This window comes from Nonomuraea sp. PA05, assembly GCF_008086045.1.
In the GTDB taxonomy this organism is placed as follows: domain Bacteria; phylum Actinomycetota; class Actinomycetes; order Streptosporangiales; family Streptosporangiaceae; genus Nonomuraea; species Nonomuraea monospora.
Genome location: NZ_VSEY01000018.1, coordinates 54,922 through 80,953, shown reverse-complemented (window position 1 = coordinate 80,953; position 26,032 = coordinate 54,922). Strand labels below are relative to the sequence as shown.

At 73.4% G+C, this 26,032-nt stretch carries 23 protein-coding genes; 14 read left to right on the top strand and 9 right to left on the bottom strand.

Going from position 1 to position 26,032, the window contains the following annotated elements:
* Window positions 1-7: 7 nt before the first annotated feature.
* Window positions 8-967, bottom strand: coding sequence for an NAD(P)-dependent alcohol dehydrogenase (locus FXF51_RS27375; RefSeq protein ID WP_148437540.1), 960 nt, complete (start codon window positions 965-967; stop codon window positions 8-10).
* Window positions 968-987: 20 nt separating this feature from the next.
* Window positions 988-2,451, bottom strand: a complete 1,464-nt coding sequence (locus tag FXF51_RS63510) for an IclR family transcriptional regulator C-terminal domain-containing protein (RefSeq protein WP_148437539.1) — start codon at window positions 2,449-2,451, stop codon at window positions 988-990.
* Window positions 2,452-2,602: 151 nt separating this feature from the next.
* Here FXF51_RS63510 and FXF51_RS27365 point away from each other — a divergent pair, with 151 nt between their 5' ends.
* The 8 genes from FXF51_RS27365 to FXF51_RS27330 all read left to right on the top strand — a co-directional run bounded on the left by FXF51_RS27365 (window position 2,603) and on the right by FXF51_RS27330 (window position 9,493).
* Window positions 2,603-3,355, top strand: a complete 753-nt coding sequence (locus FXF51_RS27365; RefSeq protein ID WP_148437538.1) for a CoA transferase subunit A — start codon at window positions 2,603-2,605, stop codon at window positions 3,353-3,355.
* Window positions 3,352-3,981 (top strand): CoA transferase subunit B, encoded by a 630-nt coding sequence (locus tag FXF51_RS27360; protein WP_148437537.1) that lies wholly within the window; start codon window positions 3,352-3,354, stop codon window positions 3,979-3,981. Before FXF51_RS27365 ends, FXF51_RS27360 begins: the two co-directional genes overlap by 4 nt.
* The gene (locus tag FXF51_RS27355; protein ID WP_148437536.1) at window positions 3,978-5,126 is read left to right on the top strand and encodes a thiolase family protein; all 1,149 of its coding nucleotides are present in this window, start codon (window positions 3,978-3,980) and stop codon (window positions 5,124-5,126) included. The genes FXF51_RS27360 and FXF51_RS27355 overlap by 4 nt, the downstream gene beginning before the upstream one ends.
* A 4-nt stretch (window positions 5,127-5,130) precedes the next feature.
* Entirely contained in the window at window positions 5,131-5,871 is a 741-nt protein-coding gene (gene pcaH, locus FXF51_RS27350; protein ID WP_148437535.1) for a protocatechuate 3,4-dioxygenase subunit beta, read from the top strand.
* Window positions 5,868-6,392 (top strand): protocatechuate 3,4-dioxygenase subunit alpha, encoded by a 525-nt coding sequence (pcaG, locus tag FXF51_RS27345; RefSeq protein ID WP_148437534.1) that lies wholly within the window; start codon window positions 5,868-5,870, stop codon window positions 6,390-6,392. Before pcaH ends, pcaG begins: the two co-directional genes overlap by 4 nt.
* Window positions 6,379-7,581, top strand: a complete 1,203-nt coding sequence (pcaB, locus tag FXF51_RS27340) for a 3-carboxy-cis,cis-muconate cycloisomerase (protein WP_262379872.1) — start codon at window positions 6,379-6,381, stop codon at window positions 7,579-7,581. Before pcaG ends, pcaB begins: the two co-directional genes overlap by 14 nt.
* Complete coding sequence (gene pcaC, locus FXF51_RS27335; RefSeq protein WP_148437533.1) at window positions 7,581-8,675, top strand: 4-carboxymuconolactone decarboxylase; 1,095 nt, start codon at window positions 7,581-7,583, stop codon at window positions 8,673-8,675. The genes pcaB and pcaC overlap by 1 nt, the downstream gene beginning before the upstream one ends.
* A gap of 143 nt (window positions 8,676-8,818) precedes the next feature.
* On the top strand, window positions 8,819-9,493 hold the full coding sequence (locus FXF51_RS27330) for a TetR/AcrR family transcriptional regulator (protein WP_148437532.1): 675 nt from the start codon (window positions 8,819-8,821) through the stop codon (window positions 9,491-9,493).
* On the opposite strand, the gene FXF51_RS27325 is transcribed toward FXF51_RS27330, so the two are convergent.
* Together FXF51_RS27325 and FXF51_RS27320 are read right to left on the bottom strand one after the other, a co-directional pair.
* The gene (locus FXF51_RS27325; RefSeq protein ID WP_148437531.1) at window positions 9,471-10,592 is read right to left on the bottom strand and encodes an acyltransferase family protein; all 1,122 of its coding nucleotides are present in this window, start codon (window positions 10,590-10,592) and stop codon (window positions 9,471-9,473) included. The genes FXF51_RS27330 and FXF51_RS27325 overlap by 23 nt on opposite strands.
* Before the next feature lie 65 nt (window positions 10,593-10,657).
* Window positions 10,658-11,230, bottom strand: coding sequence for a TetR family transcriptional regulator (locus FXF51_RS27320; RefSeq protein WP_222871492.1), 573 nt, complete (start codon window positions 11,228-11,230; stop codon window positions 10,658-10,660).
* 36 nt (window positions 11,231-11,266) lie between these two features.
* On the opposite strand from FXF51_RS27320, the gene FXF51_RS27315 reads away from it, so the two are divergent.
* Together FXF51_RS27315 and FXF51_RS27310 are read left to right on the top strand one after the other, a co-directional pair.
* Window positions 11,267-12,166: an SDR family NAD(P)-dependent oxidoreductase gene (locus tag FXF51_RS27315; RefSeq protein ID WP_148437529.1), complete on the top strand. Its 900-nt coding sequence runs from the start codon at window positions 11,267-11,269 to the stop codon at window positions 12,164-12,166.
* A gap of 111 nt (window positions 12,167-12,277) precedes the next feature.
* Window positions 12,278-15,235 (top strand): helix-turn-helix transcriptional regulator, encoded by a 2,958-nt coding sequence (locus tag FXF51_RS27310; protein WP_148437528.1) that lies wholly within the window; start codon window positions 12,278-12,280, stop codon window positions 15,233-15,235.
* A gap of 33 nt (window positions 15,236-15,268) precedes the next feature.
* On the opposite strand, the gene FXF51_RS27305 is transcribed toward FXF51_RS27310, so the two are convergent.
* Window positions 15,269-15,799, bottom strand: a complete 531-nt coding sequence (locus FXF51_RS27305) for an alpha/beta fold hydrolase (protein WP_187414594.1) — start codon at window positions 15,797-15,799, stop codon at window positions 15,269-15,271.
* A 251-nt stretch (window positions 15,800-16,050) separates the two neighbouring features.
* Between FXF51_RS27305 and FXF51_RS27300 the strand changes: the two genes are divergently transcribed.
* From FXF51_RS27300 to FXF51_RS27285, 4 genes are all read left to right on the top strand, one after another.
* Window positions 16,051-17,490 carry an FAD-dependent monooxygenase gene (locus FXF51_RS27300; RefSeq protein ID WP_148437526.1) on the top strand — a complete coding sequence of 480 codons (1,440 nt, stop codon included), beginning with the start codon at window positions 16,051-16,053 and terminating at the stop codon, window positions 17,488-17,490.
* 52 nt (window positions 17,491-17,542) lie between these two features.
* Window positions 17,543-18,058, top strand: coding sequence for a hypothetical protein (locus FXF51_RS27295; RefSeq protein ID WP_148437525.1), 516 nt, complete (start codon window positions 17,543-17,545; stop codon window positions 18,056-18,058).
* 109 nt (window positions 18,059-18,167) lie between these two features.
* Complete coding sequence (locus FXF51_RS27290) at window positions 18,168-18,992, top strand: hypothetical protein (RefSeq protein WP_148437524.1); 825 nt, start codon at window positions 18,168-18,170, stop codon at window positions 18,990-18,992.
* A gap of 154 nt (window positions 18,993-19,146) precedes the next feature.
* Window positions 19,147-20,730 (top strand): ABC-F family ATP-binding cassette domain-containing protein, encoded by a 1,584-nt coding sequence (locus FXF51_RS27285; protein ID WP_148437523.1) that lies wholly within the window; start codon window positions 19,147-19,149, stop codon window positions 20,728-20,730.
* A gap of 3 nt (window positions 20,731-20,733) precedes the next feature.
* On the opposite strand, the gene FXF51_RS27280 is transcribed toward FXF51_RS27285, so the two are convergent.
* Genes FXF51_RS27280 through FXF51_RS27265 form a run of 4 tightly spaced genes read right to left on the bottom strand, consistent with a single transcriptional unit; the run spans window position 20,734 to window position 25,974 of the window.
* Entirely contained in the window at window positions 20,734-21,609 is an 876-nt protein-coding gene (locus FXF51_RS27280) for a carbohydrate ABC transporter permease (RefSeq protein WP_222871491.1), read from the bottom strand.
* Window positions 21,606-22,532: a carbohydrate ABC transporter permease gene (locus FXF51_RS27275; protein ID WP_222871490.1), complete on the bottom strand. Its 927-nt coding sequence runs from the start codon at window positions 22,530-22,532 to the stop codon at window positions 21,606-21,608. Before FXF51_RS27275 ends, FXF51_RS27280 begins: the two co-directional genes overlap by 4 nt.
* 16 nt (window positions 22,533-22,548) lie before the next feature.
* On the bottom strand, window positions 22,549-23,856 hold the full coding sequence (locus FXF51_RS27270) for an ABC transporter substrate-binding protein (RefSeq protein WP_148437522.1): 1,308 nt from the start codon (window positions 23,854-23,856) through the stop codon (window positions 22,549-22,551).
* A 12-nt stretch (window positions 23,857-23,868) separates the two neighbouring features.
* Window positions 23,869-25,974, bottom strand: a complete 2,106-nt coding sequence (locus tag FXF51_RS27265) for a glycoside hydrolase family 36 protein (RefSeq protein ID WP_148437521.1) — start codon at window positions 25,972-25,974, stop codon at window positions 23,869-23,871.
* Window positions 25,975-26,032: the final 58 nt, after the last annotated feature.

Genomic DNA, 26,032 nt, shown 5'->3' with positions numbered 1-26,032 from the left:
GAGGACGTCAGATGGTGATCACCACGTTCCCCGTCTTCTGGCCCGTCTCGACGTAACGGTAGGCGTCCACGATCTCGTCCAGCGGATAGTGCCGGTCGATGACGGGCCGGAACGCCCCGGACTCCATCAGCCCCGCCAGGCGCCGCGCCATCTCCGCGTCATGCCGGGGATAGGGGAAGCGGACCCGCCGGCCGCCGAACAGCGGGGTGACGGCCGTCAGCGCCAGGTTCTGCCATAACGGCCCCACGTCGGAGGCGATGTAGCCGCCGCGCGGCTTCAGCAGCCGCCGGCACCGCCCGAACGTGCTCTTGCCCACCGCGTCGATGACGACGTCGTAGCGCTGCTCGTCCGCCGTGAAGTCCGTGGCCGTGTAGTCGACCACCTTGTCCGCGCCGAGCCGGCTGACCAGGTCGAGGTGTTTGGTGCCGCAGACGGCGGTGACGTTCGCGCCGGCGTCTTTCAGCAGTTGCACGGCCGCCGACCCGATGGCCCCGGTGGCGCCGTACACGAGTACGTCCTGCCCGGCGCGCACCTTCGCCGACGTGATCAGCGACAGCGCGTAGTGCGCGCCCTCCGTGCCGGGCACGGCCTCCTCGTACGTCAGCCCCTCCGGCAGCGGCGCCAGCGTACGGCCCTGCTGGATCACCAGGTATTCGGCGTGCGCCCCGAACCCCGGGTCGTTGTACCCGAACACCTTGTCGCCCGGCTTGAACGCGGTGACGCCGTCGCCGACCGCCTCGACGTCGCCCGCGAACTCCGTGCCGAGAACGGGCACGTGCGGCCTGACGAGCCCCGTGAAGAACCGCCAGATGAACGGCTGGGCGGCCCGCATCGCGCAGTCCGTACGGTTGACGGTCGTCGCTCGCACCCTGACGAGCACATCGCCGTCCTTGACGGCCGGCATGCCGACCTCTGAGACGCTCACCACTTCCGGCGGGCCATATCTGGCGCGCACTGCGGCCTTCATGCCCGGAGTCTAGCCACCGATCAGCCGCCGATCGCGGCGTGCACGTGAACGAGATCCGCCTCCATGCGCGCCGCCGTCTCCCTCAGCGCGGGCAGGACGTCGCGCAGGAGCGTGGCGTTGGAGGCGCGGCCGGCGTGGGTGGCCACGTTCACCGCCGCGACCGTGCGGCCCGATCGGTCGCGGACCGGCACCGCGATGGACCGCACCCCCTCCTCCAGCTCCTGGTCGACCAGGGCGTACCCGTCGGCGGCGGCCTGCCGCAGCAGGGCGCGCAGCTCTTGCGGCGAGGTGACGGTCCTGGACGACAGGCGTTTCGGCGCGATGGCGGCCAGCCGCTCCTCGGGCAGCTCGGCCAGCAGCACCCGGCCCATGGAGGTCGCGTACGCGGGGAAGCGGGTGCCGACCGTGATGTTGATGCTCATCAGGCTGACCGTCTGCACCCTGGCCACGTACACGACGTCGTCGCCCGACAGCACCGCCACCGACGCGGACTCCCGCACGCGCGCCACCAGGTCGGCCAGGTGCGGCTGCACGACCTCGCCGAACGTCAGCCCGGAGAGCTGCGCGTACCCGAGCTCCAGCACCCTCGGCAGCAGCGCGAACCGCGTTCCGCCGGCGCCCGCGTAGCCGAGGCTCTCCAGCGTCTGCACCGCCCTGCGCACCGTCGCCCTGGGCAGGCCGGTGACCTTGGCGCAGTCGGCGAGGGTCAGGCCGCCGCGCGCCGTGCCGAGCGCCACCATGACGGCCAGGCCGCGCGCCAGCGACTGCAGGAACCCCATGCCCAGCTCCTGCTTGGCGCCGCGCGAGCGATCGACGCCGGCGGGCGCGGCCGGCATCGGCGGGGCGCCGGCCAGCGTCGCCTCCATCTCCGCCACGATCTTGCGCAGCCCGGCCAGGCAGTGCTCGCGCAGCTCCGCCACGGTGTGCCTGCTGGTGTGGCTGACGACGCTGACCGCGCACACGGCCCGCCCCAGCGCGTCGCGTACCGGCATGGCCACCGCGATCAGCCCCGGCTCGATGAGCTGGTCGTCCTCGGCCCAGGATCCCTCCGGTTCGAGCAGCGCCAGCCCGGCCGCGCACCGGTCGGCGGGCAGCAGGTCGCCGACCCGGAAGGTGACCGACATGGTGCGCCGCCGGGTGCACTGCACGACGAAGCGCACCCCGTCGCCGTCCCGCACGGCCAGCGACACGGACTCGTCCAGCTCGTCCGCCAGCCGCCCGGCCGCGGGCGCGAGCGCGTCACGCAGGCCGCCGGCCGCCAGGTAGGCCTCGCCCAGCTCCATCAGGCGCGGCGCGGGCGACACGTCGCGGCCCTCCGTCCGTACGTAGCCGAGGTGCGCGAGCGTGCCGAGCACGCGGTCCACGGTGGACCTGGCCAGGCCGGTGGCGCGGACCAGGTCCGTCGCCCGGACGGGCCGCCGGGGGGCGGCGGTCAGCGCGCGCAGCACGGCCAGCCCGCGCTCCAGGGTTCCGGCCCCTTCCATCGGCTCCTCCTCCAGGCGAGGCGGCTTCCCGACGCGTCACCCGACACCACCGGCGGGACCTTTGACAGCCCGCCCCCCGATACACATACTGAAAAACACATAATAGTGAACTTAAGTTCGCAGAGCGAACACCTCGGAGGAACGGAGCGTCGTGCGCAAGGACAAGGTGGTCGCCACGGCCACGGAGGCGCTGGCCGGCGTGCACGACGGCGCGTCGTTCGCCGTCGGCGGCTTCGGCCTCAGCGGCATCCCCAACGTGCTGATCCAGGCCCTCTACGACACCGGCGCCACCGGCCTCGGCGTCGTCTCCAACAACTGCGGCGTCGACGGCGGCGGCCTGGGCATCCTGCTCGCGGCCGGCCGCATCGCGCACGTCACGGCCTCCTACATCGGCGACAACAAGGAGTTCGCCCGCCAGTACCTGGCCGGCGAGCTGGAGGTGGAGCTCACGCCGCAGGGCAGTCTCGCCGAGCGGCTGCGCGCGGGCGGCAGCGGCATCCCCGCGTTCTACACGCCCGCCGGCGTCGGCACGCCCATCGCCGACGGCGGCCTGCCGCTGCGTCACAACCCCGACGGCTCCATCGCGGTCGCCTCGCCGCCGAAGGAGGTGCGCGAGTTCGACGGCCGCGAGTACGTGCTCGAACACGGCATCCGCACGGACTTCGCGCTGGTCCGCGCCGCCAAGGGCGACCGCTTCGGCAACCTCGTCTTCAACAAGTCGAGCAGGAACTTCAACCCGCTGGCCGCCATGGCCGGGCGCGTCACGATCGCCGAGGTCGAGGAGCTGACCGAGCTGGACCCGGACGAGGTGCACCTGCCGGGCGTCTTCGTCCAGCGCGTGCTCGTCCTGACCCCCGAGCAGGCCGCCGACAAGGGCATCGAGAAAAGGACCATCACCGAATGAGCTGGACCCGTGACGAGATGGTCGCGCGGGCGGCGGCCGAGCTGCGCGACGGCGACTACGTCAACCTGGGCATCGGCCTGCCCACCCGCATCCCCTCCTTCCTGCCGCAGGGCGTGGACGTGGTCCTGCACTCCGAGAACGGCGTCCTCGGCGTCGGCCCGTACCCGAAGGCCGAGGACGTCGACCCCGACCTGATCAACGCCGGCAAGGAGACGGTCACCGTCCTGCCGGGCGCGTCGTTCTTCGACTCCTCGCTGTCGTTCGGCATGATCCGCGGCGGTCACATCGACGTGGCCGTGCTCGGCGCGATGCAGGTCTCCGAGCGCGGCGACCTGGCCAACTGGATGGTCCCCGGCAAGCTGGTCAAGGGCATGGGCGGCGCCATGGACCTGGTGCACGGCGCCCGCAAGGTCATCGTGATCACCGACCACAACGCCAAGGACGGCTCCCCGAAGCTGGTCGCGCAGTGCTCGCTGCCGCTGACGGGCAAGGAGTGCGTGCACCGCGTCATCACCGACCTGGGCGTCTTCGACACCACCGAGCGCGGCTTCGCGCTCGTCGAGAGCGCCCCCGGCGTGCGCCTCGACGAGGTGCGCGAGCGCACCGGCGCGGAGGTGATCGCATGAAGGACGTCTACATCGTCGACGCCGTGCGCACCCCGTTCGGCCGCTACGGCGGAGCCCTGTCGAAGATCCGGCCCGACGACCTGGCCGCGCACGTCGTCAAGGCGCTGGCCGAACGCAACGGCCTGGACAGCGCCGACGAGGTCGTGCTCGGCAACGCCAACGGCGCCGGCGAGGAGAACCGCAACGTCGCCCGCATGGCCGCGATCCTCGCCGGCCTGCCCGTCACCACGCCCGGCGTGACGGTCAACCGCCTGTGCGGCTCCGGCATGGAGGCCGTCATCCACGCCTACCGCGCCATCGCGGTCGGCGACGCCTCCACCGTGATCGCTGGCGGCGTCGAGTCGATGACCCGCGCCCCCTGGGTGCTGCCCAAGCCGGAGAAGGCGTTCCCGGCCGGCGGCCAGGAGCTGGTCTCCACCACGCTCGGCTGGCGGCTGGTCAACCCCGCCATGCCCGCCGAGCACACGGTCGCCCTCGGCGAGGGCGCCGAGCTGATCGCCGACAAGCACCGGATCACCCGGGCCGAGCAGGACGCGTACGCGCTGGCCAGCCACCAGAAGGCGGCCAAGGCGTCGTTCGAGCGCGAGATCGTCCCGATCGCGGGCGTGACCGCCGACGAGGGCATCCGCCGCGACTCGTCCCTGGAGGCGCTGGCCAAGCTCAAGCCCGCCTTCCGCAAGGACGGCGGCACCGTCACCGCCGGCAACTCCTCCCCGCTGAACGACGGAGCCGCCGCCCTGCTGCTCACCGACGAGGCGGGCCTGCGCGGGCGCGAGCCCCTGGCCAGGATCGTCGCCAGTGGCGTCAGCGCGCTGGAGCCCCGCTACTTCGGGCTCGGCCCCGTCGAGGCGGCCGGCAAGGCGCTGGCCAAGGCGGGCAAGCGGCTCGGCGACCTCGACACCGCCGAGCTGAACGAGGCGTTCGCCGCCCAGGTGCTCGGCTGCCTGGCCGAGCTGCCCGGCCTCGACCCGGCGATCGTCAACCCCGACGGCGGCGCGATCGCCATCGGCCACCCGCTCGGAGCCTCGGGCGCCCGCGTCACCGGCGCGGTCGCGCACCGGCTGGCCGCCGCCGGCTCCGGCACCGGTCTCGCCTGTCTCTGCATCGGCGTCGGCCAAGGGCTGGCCGTCGTACTCGAAAGGTAGCGTGATGTCCGAACCCCTCAAGCAGGCCGACATCGATCAGGAGATCGCGGCACACGCCGGCCGGCAGGGCGACCACCCCTCCCGCGACTACGCCCCCTACCGCAGCACCCTGCTCCGCCATCCTCAGCAGCCGCTCGTCGCGATCAAGGACCCTGAGGCGGTCGAGCTGTCGGGGCCGGTGTTCGGCGTCAGTGACGTGACCCCGTTCGACAACGACCTCACCAAGCAGCACCTGAGCGAGCCGCTGGGCGAGCGGATGACCGTGCGCGGGCGCGTGCTCGACCGCCAGGGCCGGCCCGTGCGCGGGCAGCTCGTCGAGATCTGGCAGGCCAACGCGTCCGGACGCTACCTGCACCAGCGCGACGACCACCCCGCGCCGCTCGACCCCAACTTCTCCGGCGTCGGCCGCTGCCTCACCGACGACGACGGCAACTACCTGTTCACCACGATCAAGCCCGGCCCGTACCCGTGGCGCAACCACCTCAACGCCTGGCGGCCGGCGCACATCCACTTCTCGCTCTTCGGCACCTCGTTCACCCAGCGCCTGGTCACCCAGATGTACTTCCCCGGCGACCCGCTGTTCCCCTACGACCCGATCATGCAGTCGGTCACCGACGAGCGCGCCAGGGAGCGGCTGGTCGCCACGTACGTGCACGACCTGTCCGAGCCCGAGTACTCGCTCGGCTACCGGTGGGACATCGTGCTCGACGGGCCGACCGCGACCTGGATGGAGGAAGGCCGATGAACCCCACCCCCTCGCAGACCGTCGGCCCGTTCTACGGGTACGCGCTGCCGTTCCCCGGCGGCGGCGACATCGCGACCGGCGGCATCGCCGTGCACGGCTACGTCTACGACGGCGCGGGCGACCCCGTGCCGGACGCGCTGCTGGAGTTCTGGCAGGCCGACGAGAACGGCTCCCGCGCCGGAGCGCCCGGCACCATGCGCCGCGACCCCACCAACGGGGCCATCCTCGGGCGCGACGGCGTGCGCTTCACCGGGTTCGGGCGCGTGGCCACCGACTACGACGGGCACTGGGCCCTGCGCACGGTCGTGCCGCGGAACGGGTACATCAGCGTGTGCGTCTTCGCCCGCGGGCTGCTGCACCACCTGTACACGCGCATCTACCTGGGGCAGGACGCGTTCCTCGACTCGCTTGCGCCGGAGCGGCGGCAGACGCTGGTGGCGGTGGAGGAGCGCGAGGGGGTTCATCGGTTCGACATTCATCTGCAGGGCGAGAAGGAGACGGTCTTCCTTGACTTCGGCTGATCCCGAGCCGCCGTCCGGTCATGCCGATCTGGGGCTGTTGTCGCCCATGCGGGGCGCGGCCGAGGCGACCGGCGACCTCGCCGTGCTGCAGGCCATGCTGGACGCCGAGGCCGCACTGACCCGTGCCCAGGCGGCCCTCGGCCTCGCCCCCGCCGAGGCGGCGGACGCCGTGTCGTCGGCCGCCGCCCGCGCGGACGCGTTCGACCTGCCCGGCCTCGTGGCGCGCGCCCGCTCAGGCGGCAACCCGGTCATCCCCCTGGTGGAGGACCTGCGCGACGCGGCCGGCCCGCCCCACGGCGAGTACGTCCACCGGGGCGCCACCAGCCAGGACATCGTCGACACCGCCCTCATGCTCGTCGCCCGCCGCGCCCTGGCCCCGGTCCTGGCCGACCTCGACCGGGTGATCGACGGGCTCACCGCGCTGGCGTCCGCGCACCGCGACACCCCGATGGCGGCCAGGACGCTCACTCAGCAGGCCGTGCCCACGACGTTCGGGCTGAAGGCGGCGGGCTGGCGCAAGCTGGCCATCGACGCCCGCGCCCGCCTCGCCGCCGCCCGCGCCGCCCTCCCGGCCCAGCTCGGCGGCGCCGCCGGCACCCTGGCGGCCTTCCAACCCCAACCACTCACGGGCGACGTGCCGGACCCCGTGGCGGTGGCGTTGCGCCTGCCCGGACGGTTCGCCGCCGAGCTGGGCCTGGCCGAGCCGGTCCTGCCCTGGCACGTCCTGCGCACCCCCGTCGCCGACCTGGCCGGAGCGCTGGCGTTCACGGCCTGCGCCCTGGGCAAGCCGGCGGCCGACGTCCTGGTGCTGTCACGCACGGAGATCGGCGAGCTGTCCGAGGGCGTCGGCGGCGGCTCCTCCTCGATGCCGCACAAGCACAACCCGGTCAGAGCCACGATGATCGCCGCTGCCGCCCGCCAGGTCCCCATGCTCGCCGCGACCCTGTACGCGTCCCTCGCCGCCGAGGACGAGCGCCCGTCCGGCGCCTGGCACGCGGAATGGCAGCCGCTGCGCGAAGCGCTCCGCCTGGTGTCGGGGGCGGCCCGCGACGCCGCCGAGCTGGTCGCGGACCTGCGCGTGCACCCTGACCGCATGCGCGCCAACCTGACCGTCAAGGGCGACCCAGGCCCGGCCCCGGCCCTCGTGGACCGCGCACTCGACCACCACCAAGACAAGGCCCCGCACTGATGCCGCTGCACTACCGCCTGGACGGCCCCGTCCAGGGAGAGCCGCTCGTCCTCGCCCCGTCGCTGGGCACGTCCACCCGTCTGTGGGACGCCCAGCTTCCCGCGCTGGCCCGCACGTTCCGGGTGCTCAGGTTCGACCTGCCCGGCCACGGCGACTCGCCCACCCCGCCGGTGGGCACCATGGACGACCTGGCCGCCCTGGTCCTGGACGTGGCGAGCGCCGAGGGCATGGACACCTTTCACTTCGCGGGCGTCTCGATCGGCGGCGCGATCGGCGCCACGCTGGCGGCCCGCCACCCGGGGAGGCTGCGTTCCCTGGCCATGATCTGTTCCAGCGCCAGGTTCGGCGAGCCGGGGTCGTGGCACGACAGGGCGAAGCTGGTCCGCGCGGAGGGCACGGCGCCGCTGCTGGAGGCGACCGCCCGCCGCTGGTTCGCCGGAGCCCCGCACCAGGCGCTGCTGGACGACCTGGCCGCCGCCGACCCGGCCGGTTACGCCGCGTGCTGCGACGCCCTGGCGGGCTACGACCTGCGCGCGGACCTGCCGAAGATCACCGTGCCGACGCTGGTGGTGGCCGGGCGCGAGGATCCCGCGACGCCTCCGGCGCACGCCAGGGAGCTGGCCGACGGGATCCGGGACGCCACGCTGGTCGAGCTGCCGGGCGCCGCCCATCTGGCGCCCGCCGACCAGCCGGAGCGGGTCACCCAGGCGCTGCTCGCCCACCTGCCCGCCCTGCCCGGCATGCGGGTGCGGCGGGAGGTGCTCGGCGATGCCCACGTGGACCGCGCCGTGGCCCGCACCACGCCGTTCACCAGGGACTTCCAGGATCTGATCACCCGCTACGCCTGGGGCGAGATCTGGACCCGCCCCGGCCTCGACCGCCGTACGCGTAGCTGCATCACGCTCACGGCGCTCGTCGCCCACGGGCATCTCGAAGAGCTGGCCATGCACGTACGCGCCGCGCTCCGCAACGGGCTCACGCCGGACGAGATCGGCGAGGTCCTGCTGCAGAGCGCCGTCTACTGCGGGGTCCCCGCCGCCAACGCCGCGTTCGCCGTCGCCCAGCGCGTCCTGACCGAGGAGCACCCTTCATGAGCATCACCCGCGACCGCTCCGGCGGGCGCTGGGCCGTGGACGCCTTCACCAGCACCCGCTGGATCACGCCGGCGACCCAGCAGGCGCACCATCCGTTCTGAGCCGGTCGCCGTGCGGGCCGCCGGCCAGCCTATGATGAGCGAATGACCTCGCCCCCCGCCACCTCCGAACGCCAGCGGGACGCCGACCGTACCAAGGCGGAGATCCTTGAGGTCGCGCAGCGCGAGTTCGCCCGCTACGGCTACGCGGGTGCGCGCGTGGACGAGATCGCGGCCCGCATGCGCACCACCAAGCGCATGATCTACTACTACTTCGGCAGCAAGGAGCGGCTCTACGTCGCCGTGCTGGAGAAGGCGTACGCCGAGGTGCGCGAGGTGGAGCGCACCGTCGACGTCGAGCACCTGGCGCCGGTCGAGGCCATCCGCACGCTGGCCGAGCTGACCTTCGACCACCACGACGCGCACCGGGAGTTCATCCAGCTCGTCGCGATCGAGAACATCCACCAGGCCGAGCACATCCGCAAGTCCGAGGTGCTGGGCAACCTCGGCACGCCCGTGCTCGACCTGATCTCCCGCATCCTCGACGCAGGGCAGGAGTCGGGCGACTTCGTCACCGAGGCCGACGCCATCGACGTGCACATGATGATCAGCGCGTTCTGCTTCTTCCGGGTGGCCAACCAGCACACGTTCGGCGCGCTGTTCGGGCGCGACATGACCGCGGCCGAGCATCGGGCCAGGCAGCGGCGGATGGTCGGCGAGATGGTCGTCGGCTACCTGTGCGGCAGGGGCGCCGCGCCTAACGCCCCCGGGCCTGCCTGACCAGGCGCCTGCCCAGCCGCTGGCCGGGCGTCTCGATCAGGTGGTGGGTCAGGGCGCTGAGCGCGATCACGGCCGGCACGAACAGCGCCAGGTTCGGCAGCAGGTGCAGCAGGATCGGGTGCAGCAGGTAGACGGAGAAGCTGATCAGCCCGAGCCACGGCAGCCAGCGCGGGAACCGCCGGCCGCGCAGCGCGTACGCCAGCGCGAACGCGCCGAAGGCCAGCACCATCGCCGCCGCCCACGTGGAGTCGCCCTTGGCGGGGAGCCCGCAGGCCAGCACCACGGCCGCGGTGACCCCTGCGGTCCGCCACGGGATCGTCCCCTGCTCGGCCCGGTGGATCGCCGTCCCGGTGAACATCACGGCCAGGACGATCACCCCCTGCCAGGTGCCGCCCCGGCTGCCCAGCACGACCAGCGCCAGGCCGAGCAGCCCGCCCGCCACCGCCGCCACCGTGCGCGCCCCTTCCGAGGCCAGCACGGTCACCGCGATCGCGGCGAGCACGGCCAGGGCCAGCGCGGCGGCGGCCAGGTCGGCCCGGCCGCCGATCGTCGCCTTCGGCAGCAGCAGGCCCAGCGGGACGGCCGCGACGGCGAGGGCGACGGCGATGCCCGCCGATCTGCGGGCCTGGCGGGTGGCGAACAGGGCCACGCTCATCAGGTAGAACGCCATCTCGTACGAGAGCGTCCAGGTCACGCTGATCAGCGCGGGAAGGTTGAGCAGCTCCTGCAGCATGCTCACGTTGCCCAGCGCGACCAGCGGCCAGGGGCGCTCGCCCAGGCCAGGCGGGGCGGGCAGCAGGCCTGTCGCGGTGAGCAGCAGCGCCAGGCAGGACGCGGTCAGCAGGAGCGGCAGCAGGCGGAACGCGCGGCCGGTCCAGAAGGCGCGCAGGTCGCCTCGGCGTTCCAGGGAGGCGGGGATGATGTAGCCGCTGACCAGGAAGAACACGAGAACCCCGAACGAGCCGAGGTCCACGCGGCGGTCGATCTCGGCCCATACAGCCGGGACGAACGTCCAGCCGGCGTGGTGCATGGTGACGGCCAGCGCTGCCGGTCCCCGCAGGGCGTCCAGCCAGGCCAGCCGGGCGGGGGCCGCGAACATCTGCCGCAGTCTAGGGCATAAGGGACACCCCTCGGCTCGGCGTGCAGAGTTCGGCGTCCGGGCGGTCAGGGAGTGGCGGCGGCCGGGCGCAGGCGGGTGAAGGCGGTGTCCACGAGCTCCATGTGATCGCCTCCGGGCCCCGCGCGCAGCCACTCGCGGGAGGCGCACTCGACGGCGGCCCCGGCGGCGGCCGTCAGCAGATCGACGGTGAAGGCGTCCAGGCCGGTGCGCACGGCCAGGGCCTCGGCGATGCTGCCGCGCACCTCCTCTCGCTTCTGCTGGAAACGGGCCCGCAGCGAGGGCGTGCGCTCGATCAGCCGGAGGGTGGCCTGGCTCTCGGCGTCGATGCGCGCCACCCACTCGCGCAGCACCGCGTGCAGCGTCTCCCACGGCGGCTCGCCCGCCGGCCGGGCGGCGAGCTGCTCGGCGATGTCGTCGCCCATCACCTGGACCCCGCCGAACACGGCGTCCTCCTTGGCCGGGAAGTACCGGAAGAAGCTGCGCTTGGAGACCCCGGCGGCGCGGGCGATGTCGTCCACCGTGACCTCGTCGAAGCCCCGCTCCGTGAACAGCTCCAGCGCCACCGCCGCCAGCTCCGCCTGTACGGCCCGTCGCGCGCGCTCTCTCAACCCCGCCATGCGTCCGAGTGTATTGGGTGACATATAGTGCTGTTCATGACATCAAGTGACAGAAATGGCAGCGTCGCCCTCGTCACGGGCGGCACCGGCGGGATCGGCATGGAGACCGCCCGCGGCCTGGCCTGCGGCGGCGCGTCGGTGATCGTCGCCGGGCTCGACCCGGAGCGGGGCGCGCGGGCGGCGCAGGACCTCAGGAGCAGCGCGGGGCACGACCGCGTGCACGCCGTCCCGGCCGACGTCACGCGGCTCGACGGGATGCGCAGGCTCGCCGCCGAGGTCGCCGGCCGCTACGACCGGCTCGACGTGCTGGTGAACAACGTCGGCGTCAACCCGCCCGAGCGCCGGGTGACCGCCGACGGCGTGGAGCAGATGTTCGCCGCGCACGTGCTGGCGCCCTTCACCCTCACCCACCTGCTGCTGCCGCTGCTCCAGCGCGCCCCCGCCGCCCGCGTCGTCAACCTCACCGGCGGCATCCCGGGCGGACCCATCGACACCGGCGATCTTCAGGGTGAGCGCCGGTACCTCGGGTGGACGTTCAGCCACTACAACCACACCAAGACCATGACCATGGCGATGACGTGCCGCCTGGCCGAGCGGCTGCGCGGCTCCTGCCGGGTGACGGCGAACGTGGTCTACCCGGGGCACGGCCACACGCCGATGAACCGGGTCACGCCCATCCGGGCGTTCCCGATCCTCTACCGGCCGGTCGCGCCGCTGGTGCTGAAGGTCGTCGCGCCGCTGTTCCTGTCCGACCTCACGCGGTCGGCGCGATCCAGCGTGTACGCGGCCACGAGCGCCGAACTGGACGGGGTGAGCGGGGTCTACGTGGATGACAGGTGCCGGCGCAAGCCGATGCCCGCGTCGGCGCTCGACCCTGGGGCCCAGGAGGCTGTCTGGGAATTGTGCGCGCGGTTGGCGGGGGGCTTGTCAGGGTGAGGACGCGGGCCGCCGGGCGTCGCGGCAGACGCGGCACCGTCCCCATGCGGCGGTGGATCGGCGACGAAGGCGCCACCACCTTCAGCCACTGAGCGGTCGTACGATCAGGGCATGCTGCATGGCCGGGAGCGGGAGTGCGCTCTCATCGCGCGGCTGCTCGACGGCGCTCGCGAACGACGCAGCGCCGTCCTGGTCGTGCGGGGAGAGGCGGGCATCGGCAAGTCCGCGCTGCTCGACTACGCCGCCGCACGGGCCGACGGCATGCGGGTGCTGCGGGGCGGCGGCGTCGAGTCCGAGGCCGAGCTGCCGTACGCCGCCGCGCACCAGCTCCTGCACTCCGTCGCGGACCGCGCCGCCGCCATCCCGCCGGGGCAGGCCGCGGCCCTGCGCGGGGCGTTCGGGATGGGGGATCCCGTCGAGGGGGATCGGTTCCTGGTCTCCGTGGCGGTGCTGAGCCTGCTGTCGGAGGTGGCGGAGGAGCGGCCGCTGCTGTGCCTGGTCGATGACGCCCACTGGCTGGACGGGGCCTCCGCCGACGCGCTGGCGTTCGTGGCCAGGCGGCTGGAGGCGGAGGGGGTGGTGCTGCTGTTCGCGGTACGCGACGAGGAACCAGGCCCCGCCCCGGCCGCTTCAGCGGCCTCGTTCGCGGGCACCGCGGCTCCTGCCGGCCCGCGCCCGCCTTCCCCCGCATCGGCATCCCCCCGCTCGCTGGCCGGGCTGCCCGAGCTGCGGTTACGCGGCCTGGACGCCGACGCCGCCCAGGCCCTGCTGGCCGAACGCACCTCCGTGGCGCTCGCTCCCGGCGTCGCCGCCCTGCTCGTGGACAGCACCGCGGGCAACCCGCTCGGCCTCCTCGAACTACCCGGCTCCCTCTCACCCGACCAGCTCGCCGGCACCCGGCCACTGCCCGCCCGCCTACCTGTCGGCGAGGTGGTCGAGCAGGTGTTCCTGGCCAGGGTGCGGCGCCTGCGCGGCCCGGCACAGACCCTGCTGCTGATCGCCGCCGCCGAGGAGAGCGGCGACGTCGGCCTCGTCCTCCGGGCCGCCCGGTCGCTCGGCCTGGCCCCGGACGCGCTCGACGAGGCGGAACAGGCCGGTCTCGTCCGGGTCGAGGGCGCCGTCCTGTCCTTCCGCCACCCGCTCGTCCGCTCCGCCGTCTACCGGGGCGCGACGTTCCTGCAACGCCAGGCCGTGGAGCAGGCCCTGGCGGCGGCGCTGGCGGACGGGGACGCCGACCGGCGCGCCTGGCACCTCGCCGCCGCCGCGACCGGCCCCGACGAGGCGGTGGCCGGTGCGCTGGAGGCGTCGGCCGAACGTGCCACCCGCCGTGGCGGGCACGCCTCCGCCGCCACCGCCCTGCGCCGCGCGGCCGAGCTGACGGCGCGCGCCGACCTCCGCGCGCGCCGCCTCACGCTCGCCGCCGAGACGGCCTGGCTGGCCGGCCAGCCCGACCGCGCCCGCGCCCTCCTGGACGAGGCCGCCCACCACACGTCCGACCCCCGGCTCCGCGCCAGGGGCGAGCACGTGCGGGGCGCGATCGAGGGGCTCTGCGGCCGGCCGGACAGCGCTTACGTGGTGCTCATGGCAGGCGCCGAACTCGCGGCCGCCCCGAACCCGCCCCAAGGCGGCGCCGGGTTGGGCGCACCGCCGCACCAGGCCCGGGGCGGCGCCGAGGTGGGCGCACCGGCGGACCAGGCCCGGGGCCGTGCCGAGGTGGACGCGCCGGGCCCCGGGCAGGCCGCGCGCATGCTGATCGAAGCAGGCCGCCTGGCCTTCACCGCCGCCGACCTGCCCAGGCTGGCCGAGGCGGGGCGGCGGCTGGCCGGGCTGCCGCCGATCGAGGAGGCCGTCACCGCGGGCGGCAAGCTGATGATCGGGCTGACCGCCCTGCTGGCAGGCGACACAGAGCAGGCCACCGCGCTCCTGCGCGAGGGAAGGGCCCTGGCCCGCGACTCGGCCGACCCGCAGAGCCTCACCATGGCGGCGGGCGCCGCGATGTTCGTCGGCGAGGACGCGACAGCGCTGGACCTGTTCACCGCCGCAGCCGTACGGGCCAGGACGGCCGGCGCGGTCAGCGTGCTGCCGCTGGTGCTCGCCCCCCTCGGCGCCCTCCAGATGTGGACGGGCCGCTTCGCCGCCGCCCGCGCCACCGCCACCGAAGGACTGCGGCTGTCGCTCGACACCGGGCAGGACAACACGGCCGCGCACCACCGCGCCGTGCTCGCCTGGATCGCCGCCGTTCAGGGCCGGGCCGAGGAGTGCCGTACGGAGGCGGACGCCGCGCTGGCCCGCGCCATCGGCCAGCGCCTCGGCCCGCCGGCCGGCATCGCGGCGTGGGCGCTGGCCCTGCTCGACCTGGGGGAGGGGCGGACGGGGGAGGCGTTCGACCGGCTGGCGGCGCTCGCGGACGCCGCTCCCGGCGAGGGGCATCCCATCGTGAAGATCTTCGCCGCCGCCGATCTCGTCGAGGCCGCCGTACGCGCGGACCGCCCGGAACGCGCCGCGGACGCCCTCGACCTGCTGCGCCGCTGGGCGGAACCGGCCAGGTCCCCGTGGGCGCACGCGCTGGTGGCCCGCTGCCGCGGCCTGGTCGGGAACACCGGGGCGGGCGACGCCGACGTGCACTTCGCCGAGGCCCTGTCGTTGCACGCGCGGGCCGGCCGGCCGTTCGACACCGCGAGGACGGCGCTGCTGTTCGGCGAGGCGCTGCGCCGGCGCCGGCGGCGGGCCGAGGCGCGGCGTCACCTGCGGGCGGCGCGCGAGACGTTCGAACGGCTGGACGCCGCGCCCTGGGCGGGGCTCGCCCGGGTGGAGCTGCAGGCCACCGGCGAGACGGCGCGCAAACGCGACCCCAGCACGGTCGCCGACCTGACCCCTCAGGAGACGCAGATCGCGCGCATGGTCAGCGAGGGCGGGACGAACAGGGAGATCGCGGCGCACCTGTTCCTCAGCCCGCGCACCGTCGACTACCACCTGCACAAGGTGTTCGTGAAGCTGGGGCTGTCGTCCAGGGCCGAGCTGGTGCGGCTCTCCCTGGAACGGCCGGGCCTCCTCGACGGCGAGCGCTGAGCGGCCACCGGCCCTTGGCCGTGCGCTGAGCGATCAGCGGCCTTTCGCCGTGCACAGGAAGGCCGCCAGCTCATCCGCGACCCGGCAGGGTGCGCCGGACAGCACCAGCACCGGGCAGGCGACACCGTCCAGCCGCCGGTCGAGCCTGCCGCACACCGCGACCCGGCTGATCCGGTGCGGCATGTCGAGCGCCGCACGGAGCGCGATCCCGCCGCCCAGTGACATCCCGGCGAGGGCGGCCCGGTCGATGGCGCAGGCGTCGAGGAACGTGCGCAGCCACGCCGCGTAGCCGGTGAGCGTGGGCACGGTCCCGCCCGTGGGGGTGCCGCCGAAGCCGGGGAGGTCGGGGGCCGTCACCCGGGCGTGCCGGGCCAGGATCGTCCACACCGGCTCCCACGCCTGCCTGGCGCCGCCCGATCCGCCGCCCGATCCGGCGTCTGGCCCGCCGCCCGATCCGCCGCCCGGCCTGCCGCCATGCAGGAGCACCAGCTCGGTGCCCGCGCCCGCGCGGTAGGCGCGGACCAGGGAACCGGCCACGGGGAGCACCGTCTCGTCATGCCGCACCGGACGACTCTGCGCCCGCCCGTGGACGGCTCGCATCCGTGATTCCACCAGTCCACCGGCCCGCCCCGGCCCCCGCACTGGCCCCGCACTGGCACAGGCACCGGCACCGGCCTCGGCACAGGTACCGGCACCGACCCCGTCCCCGCGCCGCCGCACACCGGCGACCCCGACTGTGTACTTCACCGATTCGACGCCCCCCGCCCCTCACGCATGGTGGTGACGTCCAGACCCCGGAGGGAATGTGATCCCCGATGACCGAGACCGATGTGATCGTCGTAGGCGCCGGCCCCACCGGCCTCATGCTGGCGTGTGAGCTGGCCCTGGCCGGCGTCCGCTGCCGGCTCCTGGAGCGCCGCACGGAGCAGCCCAACCTCACCCGCGCGTTCGCCGTGCACGCCCGCACCCTGGAGCTCCTGGACGCCAGAGGCATGGCCGACGACCTGCTGACCCGCGGCGTCCCGGTGGACAGCGTGGCCCCGGCCCCCGGCGCCACGCTGGACCTGCGCAGGCTCGCGACCAGGTACCCGATGGTGCTGATCGTCCCGCAGAGCGGCACGGAGCACCTGCTGGAGGAGCGCGCCCGCGAGCTGGGCGTGCAGATCGTGCGCGGCGCCGAGGTCGTGGGGCTGAGGCAGGACGACCGGCGGGTGATCCTGGACCTGGCCGACGGAAGCACGCAGACGGCGAGTTACGTCGTCGGCTGCGACGGCGCCCACAGCAAGGTGCGCGGCCTGGCCGGCATCGACTTCGCCGGCAAGCAGTACGCGACGCACATCCTGCTCGCCGACGTCCGCGCCACCGAGCCGCCGCCGGACGCCCTGTTCGCGAAGGCGAGCAGCGAGGGCGTGGTCCTCATGATCCCGTTCGGCGACGGCTGGTTCCGCGCGATCGCCTGGGACCGGCTGCGCGAGCAGGTGCCGCTGGACGTGCCGCTGCCGATGGAGGAGATGCGCGACGCCTTCGTGCGCATCGCCGGCACCGATTTCGGCATGCGGGAGCAGCGGTGGAGCACGCGCTTCCTGAGCGAGCGCCGGCAGGCGGAGCGATACAGGGCCGGGCGGGTGTTCCTGGCGGGCGACTCGGCTCACGTGCACTCGCCGCTGGGCGGTCAGGGCATGAACACCGGCATCGGCGACGCGATGAACCTCGGCTGGAAGCTGGCCGCCGTCGTGCGGGGCCGGGCGCCGGAGAGCCTGCTCGGCAGCTACGAGCGCGAGCGGCACCGGGTGGGCGCCCAGGTGCTCACCCTGACCGACGCCTTCAACCGCCTGGTGCTGGGCCGTTCGGCGATCCGCCGCGCGTTCCGCACGCTGACGCTGCGGCTGGCCCTGCGGTACGGCCGCTCCCGCACGTTCCTGGCCGGGCGGCTGACCGGGCTGGGCATCCGGTACCCCGCCGCGTCCCGCCATGCCCACCCGTGGACGGGCCGCCGCATGCCCGACCTCCGATGCGCGGACGGCAGGGTGTACGAGCTGCTCAGGGACGGCCGCCACCTGCTGGTGGACGCGAGAGCGAAGGGAGCCGCGGTGAAGGGGGAGGTCAAGGTCGCCCGGTACACCGGCCCCGCCGTGCCCGGGATGCCCGCCGTGGTCCTGGTCCGCCCCGACGGCTACGTCGCCTGGGCGGGCGACGATATCCCAATGACGTATCAGGTACCGGACGAGACCCCCTTTAACCTATCTTTACCGTGACCATGCGTCACGAAGGAGATGTTCTGTGAAGAGGCTTCTCGAAGGAACCGCCATGCGCACCGGAGTCGTGGCCGCGGTCGCTCTGGCGGGCGGTCTGCTGACGGCGTCCCCGGCCGGAGCCACCACCGTGACCGGGGGCAGCGTCGCCACCACGGTGACACTGTCGGCCGAGTCGGCGCTGGCCCGTCCGCGCAACGGCACGATCCTCTACGACCGCATCAGCGGCGGCCAGGGGAGGCTCAAGATCAAGAACGGCCTGTCGACGGACGGGGTCGTCGCCCTGGTCAGAGGCAAGACCAAGGCGATCAGCATCTACGTCCGCGCCAAGTCGACCGCGACCATCAACGACGTCAGGGACGGCACGTACCGGATCTACTTCACCACCGGCACCCGCTTCAACGTGTCCAAGGGCAGGTTCACGCGGAACGCCGTCTACCAGCGCTTCAACGACAAACTGAAGTACAGGACGACCGCCACCAGGATCCCCGGGTGGTCCCTGACCCTCAACCCGGTCCGCGGCGGCAACGCCGGGACCAGCCGGGTCAACCCGAAGGACTTCCCCGCCTGATCCGCGCGCCCTGGGCCCCTGGAGCAGCCTCCGGGGGCCTTCGGCTTGACTGGCGATCTTCAATGCACCAGATTGTTCGCGTCTTTCCGGACCGTTCCCAAGGAAACCAATGAAGCGAACCATCGTCGGTGTCGCCGTGGTCGCAGGCGTGGTGCAGCTCACCGCCATGCCCGCGCAGGCCGCATCAGACCCGGTCAGGGCCCTCCAGGCCGAGTTAGCGCCAGGCCGGGCCGTCAACCTCCAGGCGACGGCGAAGATCACCTACCCGGGCGACCGGGTCGTCAGCTCCGCCGTGGACGGCACGTTCGGGTTCGGCTCGCGCGGCCCCGTGGCCTCCGACCTGGGCCAGACCGTGCAGTACAGCGACAGGCTGCTGCGCGAGATGAAGAAGTCCAGCCCCAAGGAGACGGAGGGGCTGCAGGCGGGCCCCGTCCGGCTGATCTCCTCGGGCAGCGTGAGCTACGTCTCAGGCCCGGTGGTCGACCAGGCGCTGCTGACCGCGGACGCGAGCCACGTGCGCTACAGCGGCGTGAAGCAGCCGCCGAGCAACCTGCTCGTCGAGGTTCTGGACCCGGCGACGCTGAAGGCGCTGGTGGCGGCCCGCACGTCCTGGAAGGACGGCATTCTCAAGGGCACCATCAAGCCGGCCAAGCTCGCCGCCGTCTCGGCCCCGTTCGCCTCGCGTTACGGGACGCGCTTCAAGACCGGCAAGATCTCGTACGTGCTGTACTTCGGGGAGAAGGGCCTGGTGCGGCGGGTGGCGGTCAAGGCCACGCTGCCCGTGTCCAAGACCACGGTGCAGGTCGAGTCGGACACCCGGTTCACCGACTGGGGCCGCGAGGTCACCGTGGGCATGCCGCTGCGGGGCGACACGATCGACCGCGGCGAGGTCAAGGACGACGTGCCCGCCGGCGTTCCCGGCATCTGGAACTGACGACGGCACCGCGCGCCGGCCGGCGTTAATCCGGTGGCAGGCCGGCGCGACGCCCTCCTACACTGGGCCGCATGTTCACGCCCCGCACTTCTTGATCAGGACACCAGCTTCCACGCCACCCGTGTGTCCTCAAGAAGTTCCGGAGCGTATTGTCATGATTGCCTTCCGTGGCGTAGACCTGCGTGTCGGCGCCCATCTCCTGATGTCCGGCGGCACCGCCCACGTCGCCCCCGGCGACCGCGTCGGCCTGGTCGGCCGTAACGGCGCCGGCAAGACCACGCTGATGAAGACCCTGGCCGGGCGGCTGCGTCCCGCCGCCGGCGAGATCGTGCGCACCGGCCCCGTCGGCTACCTGCCGCAGGACCCGTCCGCCGCCGACCCGGGGCTCGCGGTGCTCGACCGCGTCCTGTCCGCGCGCGACCTGGACCGGGCGCTGCGCGACCTGCGGGCCGCCGAGCTCGCGCTCGCCGAGTCCGGTGACGAGCGGTCGATGAGCCGGTACGCCGCCGCCGAGGCCGAGTTCCAGGCCCGCGGCGGGTACGCGGCCGAGGCGGCGGCGGCCCGCGTCGCCGCCGGGCTCGGCCTGCCCGACCGGGTGCTCGACCAGCCGCTCGGCACCCTGTCCGGCGGGCAGCGGCGGCGCGTCGAGCTGGCCAGGGTGCTGTTCGCCGAGCCGGGCGTCCTGCTGCTCGACGAGCCGACCAACCACCTCGACGGCGACTCGGTCGCGTGGCTGCGCTCGTTCCTGCTCGGCCATCCCGGCGGCCTCGTCCTGATCAGCCACGACACCGAGCTGCTCGCGGACGTGGTCAACCGGGTCTGGCACGTCGAGGACGGCGCGCTGGAGGTGCACAACACCGGCTGGCACACCTACCTGGCCGACCGCGACGCCGACGACCGGCGCAGGGCCCGGCTGCGGGCCGCCGCCGAGCGCAAGGCCGCCGCGCTGCACGCCCAGGCCGACCGGATGCGGTCCAGGGCGTCCACCGCCGTCCGGGCCAGGGACATGGCCCGCCGCGCCGACCGCATGCTCGCCGGGACCCGCCCGGCGCGCCGCACGGACAAGGTGGCGCGCATCCGGCTGCCCGAGCCCGCCCCCAGCGGCCGCATGCCGCTCGGCGCGATCAGCCTGGCCAAGTCGTACGGCGGCCTGCCCGTGCTGACCGGCGTGGACCTGGCCGTCGACCGGGGCAGCAGGCTCGTGGTGCTCGGGCTGAACGGCGCGGGCAAGACCACGCTGCTGCGGCTGCTGGCCGGGCACGAGCGGCCCGACTCCGGGCGGGTCGTGCCGGGGCACGGGCTGCGGCTCGGCTACTTCGCCCAGGAGCACGACACGCTCGACCCGGCCGCCACCGTCGGCGGGCACCTGGCCGCCGCCGCCCCCGACCTCACCGACGGGGAGGCGCGCGCGGTGCTCGGCTCGTTCCTGTTCGGCGGGGACGACGTGGACAAGCCGGTCGGGGTGCTGTCGGGCGGGGAGAAGACCCGGCTGGCGCTGGCCGGGCTGGTCAGCTCCCGGGCCAACGTGCTGCTGCTCGACGAGCCGACCAACAACCTCGACCCGGCGTCCAAGGCGGAGGTGCTGGCGGCGGTGGAGGCGTACCAGGGGGCGATGGTCATGGTCACCCACGACCAGGACGCCGTCGAGGCCCTGCGGCCCGATCGGGTGCTGCTGCTGCCCGACGGGGCCGAGGACCTGTGGCACGACGGCTACGCCGACCTGGTCACCCTGGCCTAGCGCCTACTTCACGGCGCCGCCGGTGATGCCGGAGATGATCCTGCGCTGCGCGACCGCGAAGACGATCAGCAGCGGCAGGCTCATCAGGATGATGTAGGCGAAGATCAGGTGCCAGTTGTTGAGGTAGAGCCCGGCGTTGGCCACCTGGAACAGGTTCAGCGGCAAGGTGTCCAGCCGCCCGCCCACGACGAAGAACGCGTAGAAGACGTCGTTCCACACGTACAGGCAGATGAGGATGGTCGCGGTGGCCAGCACCGGGCGCAGCAGCGGCAGGATCACCGAGAAGAACACCCGCATGGGCCCCGCGCCGTCCATGCGGGCCGCCTCCTCCAGCGACAGCGGCACCGTACGCACGAAGCCCGTCACGAAGAAGATCACCGTGGACAGGTAGATGCCGACGTACACCCCGATCATGCCGGCGGGGCTGCCCGCCAGGCCGAGCTGACGCAGCAGGAGCACGATGGTGACCACGGCGGGCGGCAGCACGATCCCGCTGATCGCCAGCGCGTACAGCACCGCGTTCAGCCGCGAGGCGCGGCGGGCCAGGATCCACGAGGCCATCGAGCCGAACGTGAGCACCAGCAGCACCGACGGCGCCACCACCAGCAGGCTGCCGAGGAACGCCATGGGCACCTCGCCCTGCTGCCAGACCTGCGCCAGGTTCTCCCACAGTTGCCAGCGCGACGGCGGCGACAGGTTCGGCGACAGGGCCTCGCCCTGCGACTTGGCGGCCGTGACGACGACCAGCCACAGCGGCACCCCCATGACGGGGACGACCAGCGCGACGACCGCGAACGGGCGCAGCCGCGCGGCCAGCCCCCGCCGCACCGGCGACGGGGCCCGGCGGCGGGTCGTGGAACCAAAGGCGGGGACCGTCACAGGATCTCCTCCCTTCTGCGCAGCACGCGGATGACGGGGAAGGCCAGCAGCGCGACCATCAGGAACAGCACCAGGCTCATCGCCGTGGCCTGGGCGAACAGCCCCTGGCCGAAGGTGCGGTAGATGAAGATGTTGAGGATCTCGGTGCTGCGGGCCGGGCCGCCGCCGGTCAGCGCCTGCACGATGTCGAAGCCGTTCATCGAGCCGAGCAGCGCCGTCGCCACGTTGAAGGTGACGGCCGGCGCCAGCAGCGGGAACCGGACCGCCCAGAACGCCTGCCACGGCGTGGCGCCGTCGATGCGGGCGGCCTCGGTCACGTCCTCGGGGATCGTCTTGAGCCCCGCCAGGTAGATGAGCATCGACAGGCCCATCCACTTCCAGGCGTGGATGATCGCCGCCAGCACGAGCGTCCACGTGGTGCTGCCCAGCCAGGCGATCTGCACCTGCTGCCCGGTCAGCGCCGAGAGCAGGTCGTTGAGGCTGCCGTCCGGCTTGAGCAGGGCCTGGAAGAGGTAGCCGACGGCCAGCGCCGACATCAGCACGGGGATCAGGAAGGCCAGCCGGGCGGCGCGGTTGAGCCAGGTGTCCTTCTCCAGCAGCACGGCCAGGCCGAAGCCGAACAGGTTCTGGAACAGCGCCACCAGCGCGGCGTAGATCACCGTGATGCGCAGCGCGCTGAACAGCGTGCCGTCCGACAGCAGGTTGGCGAAGTTGTCGAAGCCCGCCGGGCGGATCTCGCTCTTGAAGCTGGACCAGTCGGTGAAGGCGTAGACGAAGTTGAACAGGGTCGGCAGGAAGAAGAAGACGAACAGGATCGCGAACGCGGGCAGGAGGAACCACATCGGGTGCGTCCTGCCGCGCGCGACGGTGGGGGCGGGCGCCCGCCGGGCGGCTCCGGTGGGGCGGGCGAGCGTCTGCTGCACGAGGTGACTCCCGCTGTCAGAAACCGGTGGCGCCGGCGGCCTTGGCCAGCTGGGCGAACTGCTTCTGGGTGGCCGCCGCCACCTGCTCGGGCGTCAGGCTGCCGGTGATCATGTCCGCCAGGTTCAGGTACAGGTCGGGGTTGGCCACGGCCAGCGCCTGCATCGACCCGACCGACTGGCCGAGCGAGGCGTGCACGTCCAGCAGCGCCTGCGGCACGCCGTCCGGCGTCGGCACGTCCGTACGCAGCGACACCGTCTTGCGGTCGGCCACGAAGGCGGCGTAACCCGGCCCCATCCAGTACGCCAGCAGCTGCCGCGCGGCCTGCTCCCGCTTGGCGTCCCCGGTGCGGAAGGCCACCAGCGCGTTCGACTGGTCGGGGATGAACGTGCCCACGTTGCCCGACGGCGAGATCGGGAAGAAGCCGATCTTCTCGTCCAGCTCCGCCGTGTCGGCCTTGGCCTGGAGCTGGCCGAAGAACGAGTTCACCTGCACCGCCATGGCCGCCTTGCCGGACAGCAGCGCCTCGCCCTGGTCCTCGAACGTCGCGGTCTTGATGTCGGAGTTGAACAGCCCCTCGTCGATCAGCGCCTTGTACTTCTTGATCGCGTTCAGGATCGTCTGGTCCTCGAACGTCTCCTTGCCCGTGTTGACCCGCTCCCACAGGCCGTCCTTGGCGGCGTCGGCGAGCTGGACCTGCACCCACCACTGGGTGGCCCACTTGTCGCCGGCCATCTCGAAGAACGGGGTGACGCCCTTGCCCTTGAGCGCGCGGGCCGTCTCGACCAGCTCGTCGAAGCTCTTCGGCGGCTCCTTGACGTGCTGCTTGTTGTAGTAGACGCCCTCCACCGCCGGGCTGGTGATCAGCGCCGCGTAACGGGTCTTGTCGAGCAGGCCCGTCATGTCGCGCAGCTCGGGCGACATGCTCTCGATCCAGGGCGCGCCGTCGAGCGGCTGCAGGTTGGCGCGGGCGTTGAGCGCGGTGAGCATGGACGCCGTCGGCTGCCAGAAGGCCAGGTCGGGCTTGTCGCCGGTGGCCACCTTCGTCTGCACGCCCTGCTCGTACGGGTCGGGGATGGTGACGACCTCCACCTTGGCGCCGGTGGCCTGGGAGAACGCGTCGGTCACGGCCTTGGGCACGGTGTTGCTGTTCTGGGCGGCCCAGATGGTGAGCGACACCCCGTCCAGGCGGGCGGTGGGGGACGGCCAGGCGGCGGGCGAGCCGCCGGTGGCGGGGGCCGCGGCGGGCCCCGCCGAGGGGTCGCTGCAGGCCGTGACGGCCAGGACGAGGGCCGACGCGGCGGCGACACGCTGTGCGAGCTTCACGGTTCGGCTTCCTTAGCTTGAGAAGGGGCGGAGGTGCAGGATTCGGGCGCTGGGCGCGGGGACGGTGGCGTTGACGGTCAGCTCGGCGGTGCTCGGGTTCCACGAGCAGGCCCATCCGTCCGCTGCCGCCGGGTAGGCGATCTCGGCGGCGAGGTCGCGTCCGGCCAGGTGGGGGAGGTGCAGCACGGTCGTGTCGCCCGCTCCGGGACGGCGCCAGATCGCCAGGTGCGTGGCCTCGTCCGTACGCAGGCCGAGGGCGAGCCACGGGTCGTCCCAGCCGGGCAGGCCGAGCGGCCAGCACGGGGTGGCGCGCAGCAGGTCGGCGCGCAGGCTCTTGTGGAGCCGGACGCCCTCCTCGACCAGGGCGAGCCGCTCCGGCGTCATCCTCGGCAGGTCGCCCGACAGGTAGAGGCGGCCCAGGACGCCCGTGCACATCGTGAAGGCGATCTCCTCGGCCGTCATGCCGGGCTGCGGGTAGGCCCAGTTGGCGGCCTGCTCGGGCAGCATCGACAGCGGCGCGGCGACCGCGATCGGCGGGTAGCGCAGGAAGTCCTGCTGGTCGCTGGTGGACTGCAACTGCAGGCGCGAGAGCATCGCGTAGTCCATGCGCATCGCACCCGAGCCGCAGTTCTCCAGCACCAGGTGCGGGTGGCGGTCCAGGACGGACTCCAGCCAGGCCAGGTGGGCCCGGTTGTGGGCGAGCAGGCCGCCGCCGACGCTGGTGGCGTCCACGTCGGTGCCCGCGCCCGGGTTGATGTTGTAGTCGAGCTTGAAGTAGCCGACGCCCAGCTCCTCGACCAGCCGGTCCACCACCTGGTCCAGGTGCGCCACCGCCGCCGGGTGGCGCAGGTCGAGGTGGTGGCGGCCGTGCTCGGCCAGGCGCACGCCGCCGCGCTGGAGGAACGCCGCGTCCGGCAGCTTGTCGGCCATCGGGCTGCGCACGCCGATCACCTCGGGCTCCAGCCACAGGCCGGGCGTCATGCCGTGGCTCGCGATGCGGGCCAGGACCTCCTCCAGGCCGTGCGGGAACCGGGTCTGGGACGGCAGCCACTCGCCGACGCTGTCCCACCAGTCGCCGCCGTCGTCGTACCAGCCGGCGTCCACGCAGAACACCTGCGCGCCCGCCGCCGCCGCGGCGTCGATCAGGGGGAGGAGCTTGGCCGTGGTGGGGTCGCCCATCAGGGTGTTCATGTAGTCGTTGAAGACGAGCGGCAGGGTGACGCGGTCGGGGTGGGGGCGCACCAGGGCGCGGCGGTAGGCGGTCAGCGCGGCGGCGGCGTCCTCCACGCCCTTCGCGGAGACGGCGATCGCGACCGGCACGGTGGTGAACGACTCGCCGGGGGCGAGCAGCTCGTTCCACTGGTGGTCGAGGTCGGTGGGGCCGGACAGGGCGACGTACGCGCCGTCCAGCCGCTCGCCCGTCTCCCACCGCCACGGGCCGTTGTGCTCGATCTGCCACAACCACGTGCGGCCGGCGCTCCGGTCGGTCAGCCCGCCCATGGGTACGTGCCGGCCGCTCGACCAGGTGCCCTGGCTGGTCAGGGCGAACGTGCCCTTGCCGTGCTGGCCGTGCTCGCGCAGGTCCAGGTCGGGGACGTGATCGGCGAGCGGACGGCTGGCCCAGCGGCTCTCGCCGAGCCACTCGCTGTCGGCGTACAGGAGGTCGAGGTCGCTCACCCGCCCGGTGGGAAAGGCCGCGGCGAACGAGGTGACGGCCAGCAGCGGCACCGGGTGCTCGCCCGAGTTCGTCACCCGGACCCGCGCCTGAACCGCCGGCACGCCGTCGGGGGAGCGCATGGTCACCTCGGCGTCCAGGCCGGACGCCTCGTCCCGCAGCCGGATCCGCAGCTCGTGCCAGCCGTTCGCGCTCGACTGCTCGGAGCCCGTGTACCGCAGCCGGCAGCCCACCGCCGTGTCCGACAGCCGCTGGGACGCCCTGGCCCGGCCCTCGCCCGGCACCAGCACCTCCACCAGCGGCTGGGACGTGCGGGCCGGGTCGGCGGGCGGCGCTCCCGCCGACAGCTCGCGCAACGACACCGGGCGGTCAGGGTGGATCTCCACGACGGCGGTGAGGCCGGTGTGCCCCCAGCGCACGGTCTCGACGACGTCAGCAGGCATCAAGATCTCGCTTTCCTCAGCCAGGCATGTGACCGGTCACATGCTTGCGCCTCAGTGT

Bases quoted from the DNA above. Each gene is read 5' to 3' on its own strand.
- FXF51_RS27375 (WP_148437540.1), bottom strand. From the start codon at position 967: ATGAAGGCCGCAGTGCGCGCCAGATATGGCCCGCCGGAAGTGGTGAGC.
- FXF51_RS63510 (WP_148437539.1), bottom strand. From the start codon at position 2,451: ATGGAAGGGGCCGGAACCCTGGAGCGCGGGCTGGCCGTGCTGCGCGCG.
- FXF51_RS27360 (WP_148437537.1), top strand. From the start codon at position 3,352: ATGAGCTGGACCCGTGACGAGATGGTCGCGCGGGCGGCGGCCGAGCTG.
- FXF51_RS27355 (WP_148437536.1), top strand. From the start codon at position 3,978: ATGAAGGACGTCTACATCGTCGACGCCGTGCGCACCCCGTTCGGCCGC.
- pcaH (WP_148437535.1), top strand. From the start codon at position 5,131: ATGTCCGAACCCCTCAAGCAGGCCGACATCGATCAGGAGATCGCGGCA.
- pcaG (WP_148437534.1), top strand. From the start codon at position 5,868: ATGAACCCCACCCCCTCGCAGACCGTCGGCCCGTTCTACGGGTACGCG.
- pcaC (WP_148437533.1), top strand. From the start codon at position 7,581: ATGCCGCTGCACTACCGCCTGGACGGCCCCGTCCAGGGAGAGCCGCTC.
- FXF51_RS27330 (WP_148437532.1), top strand. From the start codon at position 8,819: ATGACCTCGCCCCCCGCCACCTCCGAACGCCAGCGGGACGCCGACCGT.
- FXF51_RS27325 (WP_148437531.1), bottom strand. From the start codon at position 10,592: ATGTTCGCGGCCCCCGCCCGGCTGGCCTGGCTGGACGCCCTGCGGGGA.
- FXF51_RS27320 (WP_222871492.1), bottom strand. From the start codon at position 11,230: ATGGCGGGGTTGAGAGAGCGCGCGCGACGGGCCGTACAGGCGGAGCTG.
- FXF51_RS27315 (WP_148437529.1), top strand. From the start codon at position 11,267: ATGACATCAAGTGACAGAAATGGCAGCGTCGCCCTCGTCACGGGCGGC.
- FXF51_RS27310 (WP_148437528.1), top strand. From the start codon at position 12,278: ATGCTGCATGGCCGGGAGCGGGAGTGCGCTCTCATCGCGCGGCTGCTC.
- FXF51_RS27300 (WP_148437526.1), top strand. From the start codon at position 16,051: ATGACCGAGACCGATGTGATCGTCGTAGGCGCCGGCCCCACCGGCCTC.
- FXF51_RS27295 (WP_148437525.1), top strand. From the start codon at position 17,543: ATGCGCACCGGAGTCGTGGCCGCGGTCGCTCTGGCGGGCGGTCTGCTG.
- FXF51_RS27290 (WP_148437524.1), top strand. From the start codon at position 18,168: ATGAAGCGAACCATCGTCGGTGTCGCCGTGGTCGCAGGCGTGGTGCAG.
- FXF51_RS27285 (WP_148437523.1), top strand. From the start codon at position 19,147: ATGATTGCCTTCCGTGGCGTAGACCTGCGTGTCGGCGCCCATCTCCTG.
- FXF51_RS27265 (WP_148437521.1), bottom strand. From the start codon at position 25,974: ATGCCTGCTGACGTCGTCGAGACCGTGCGCTGGGGGCACACCGGCCTC.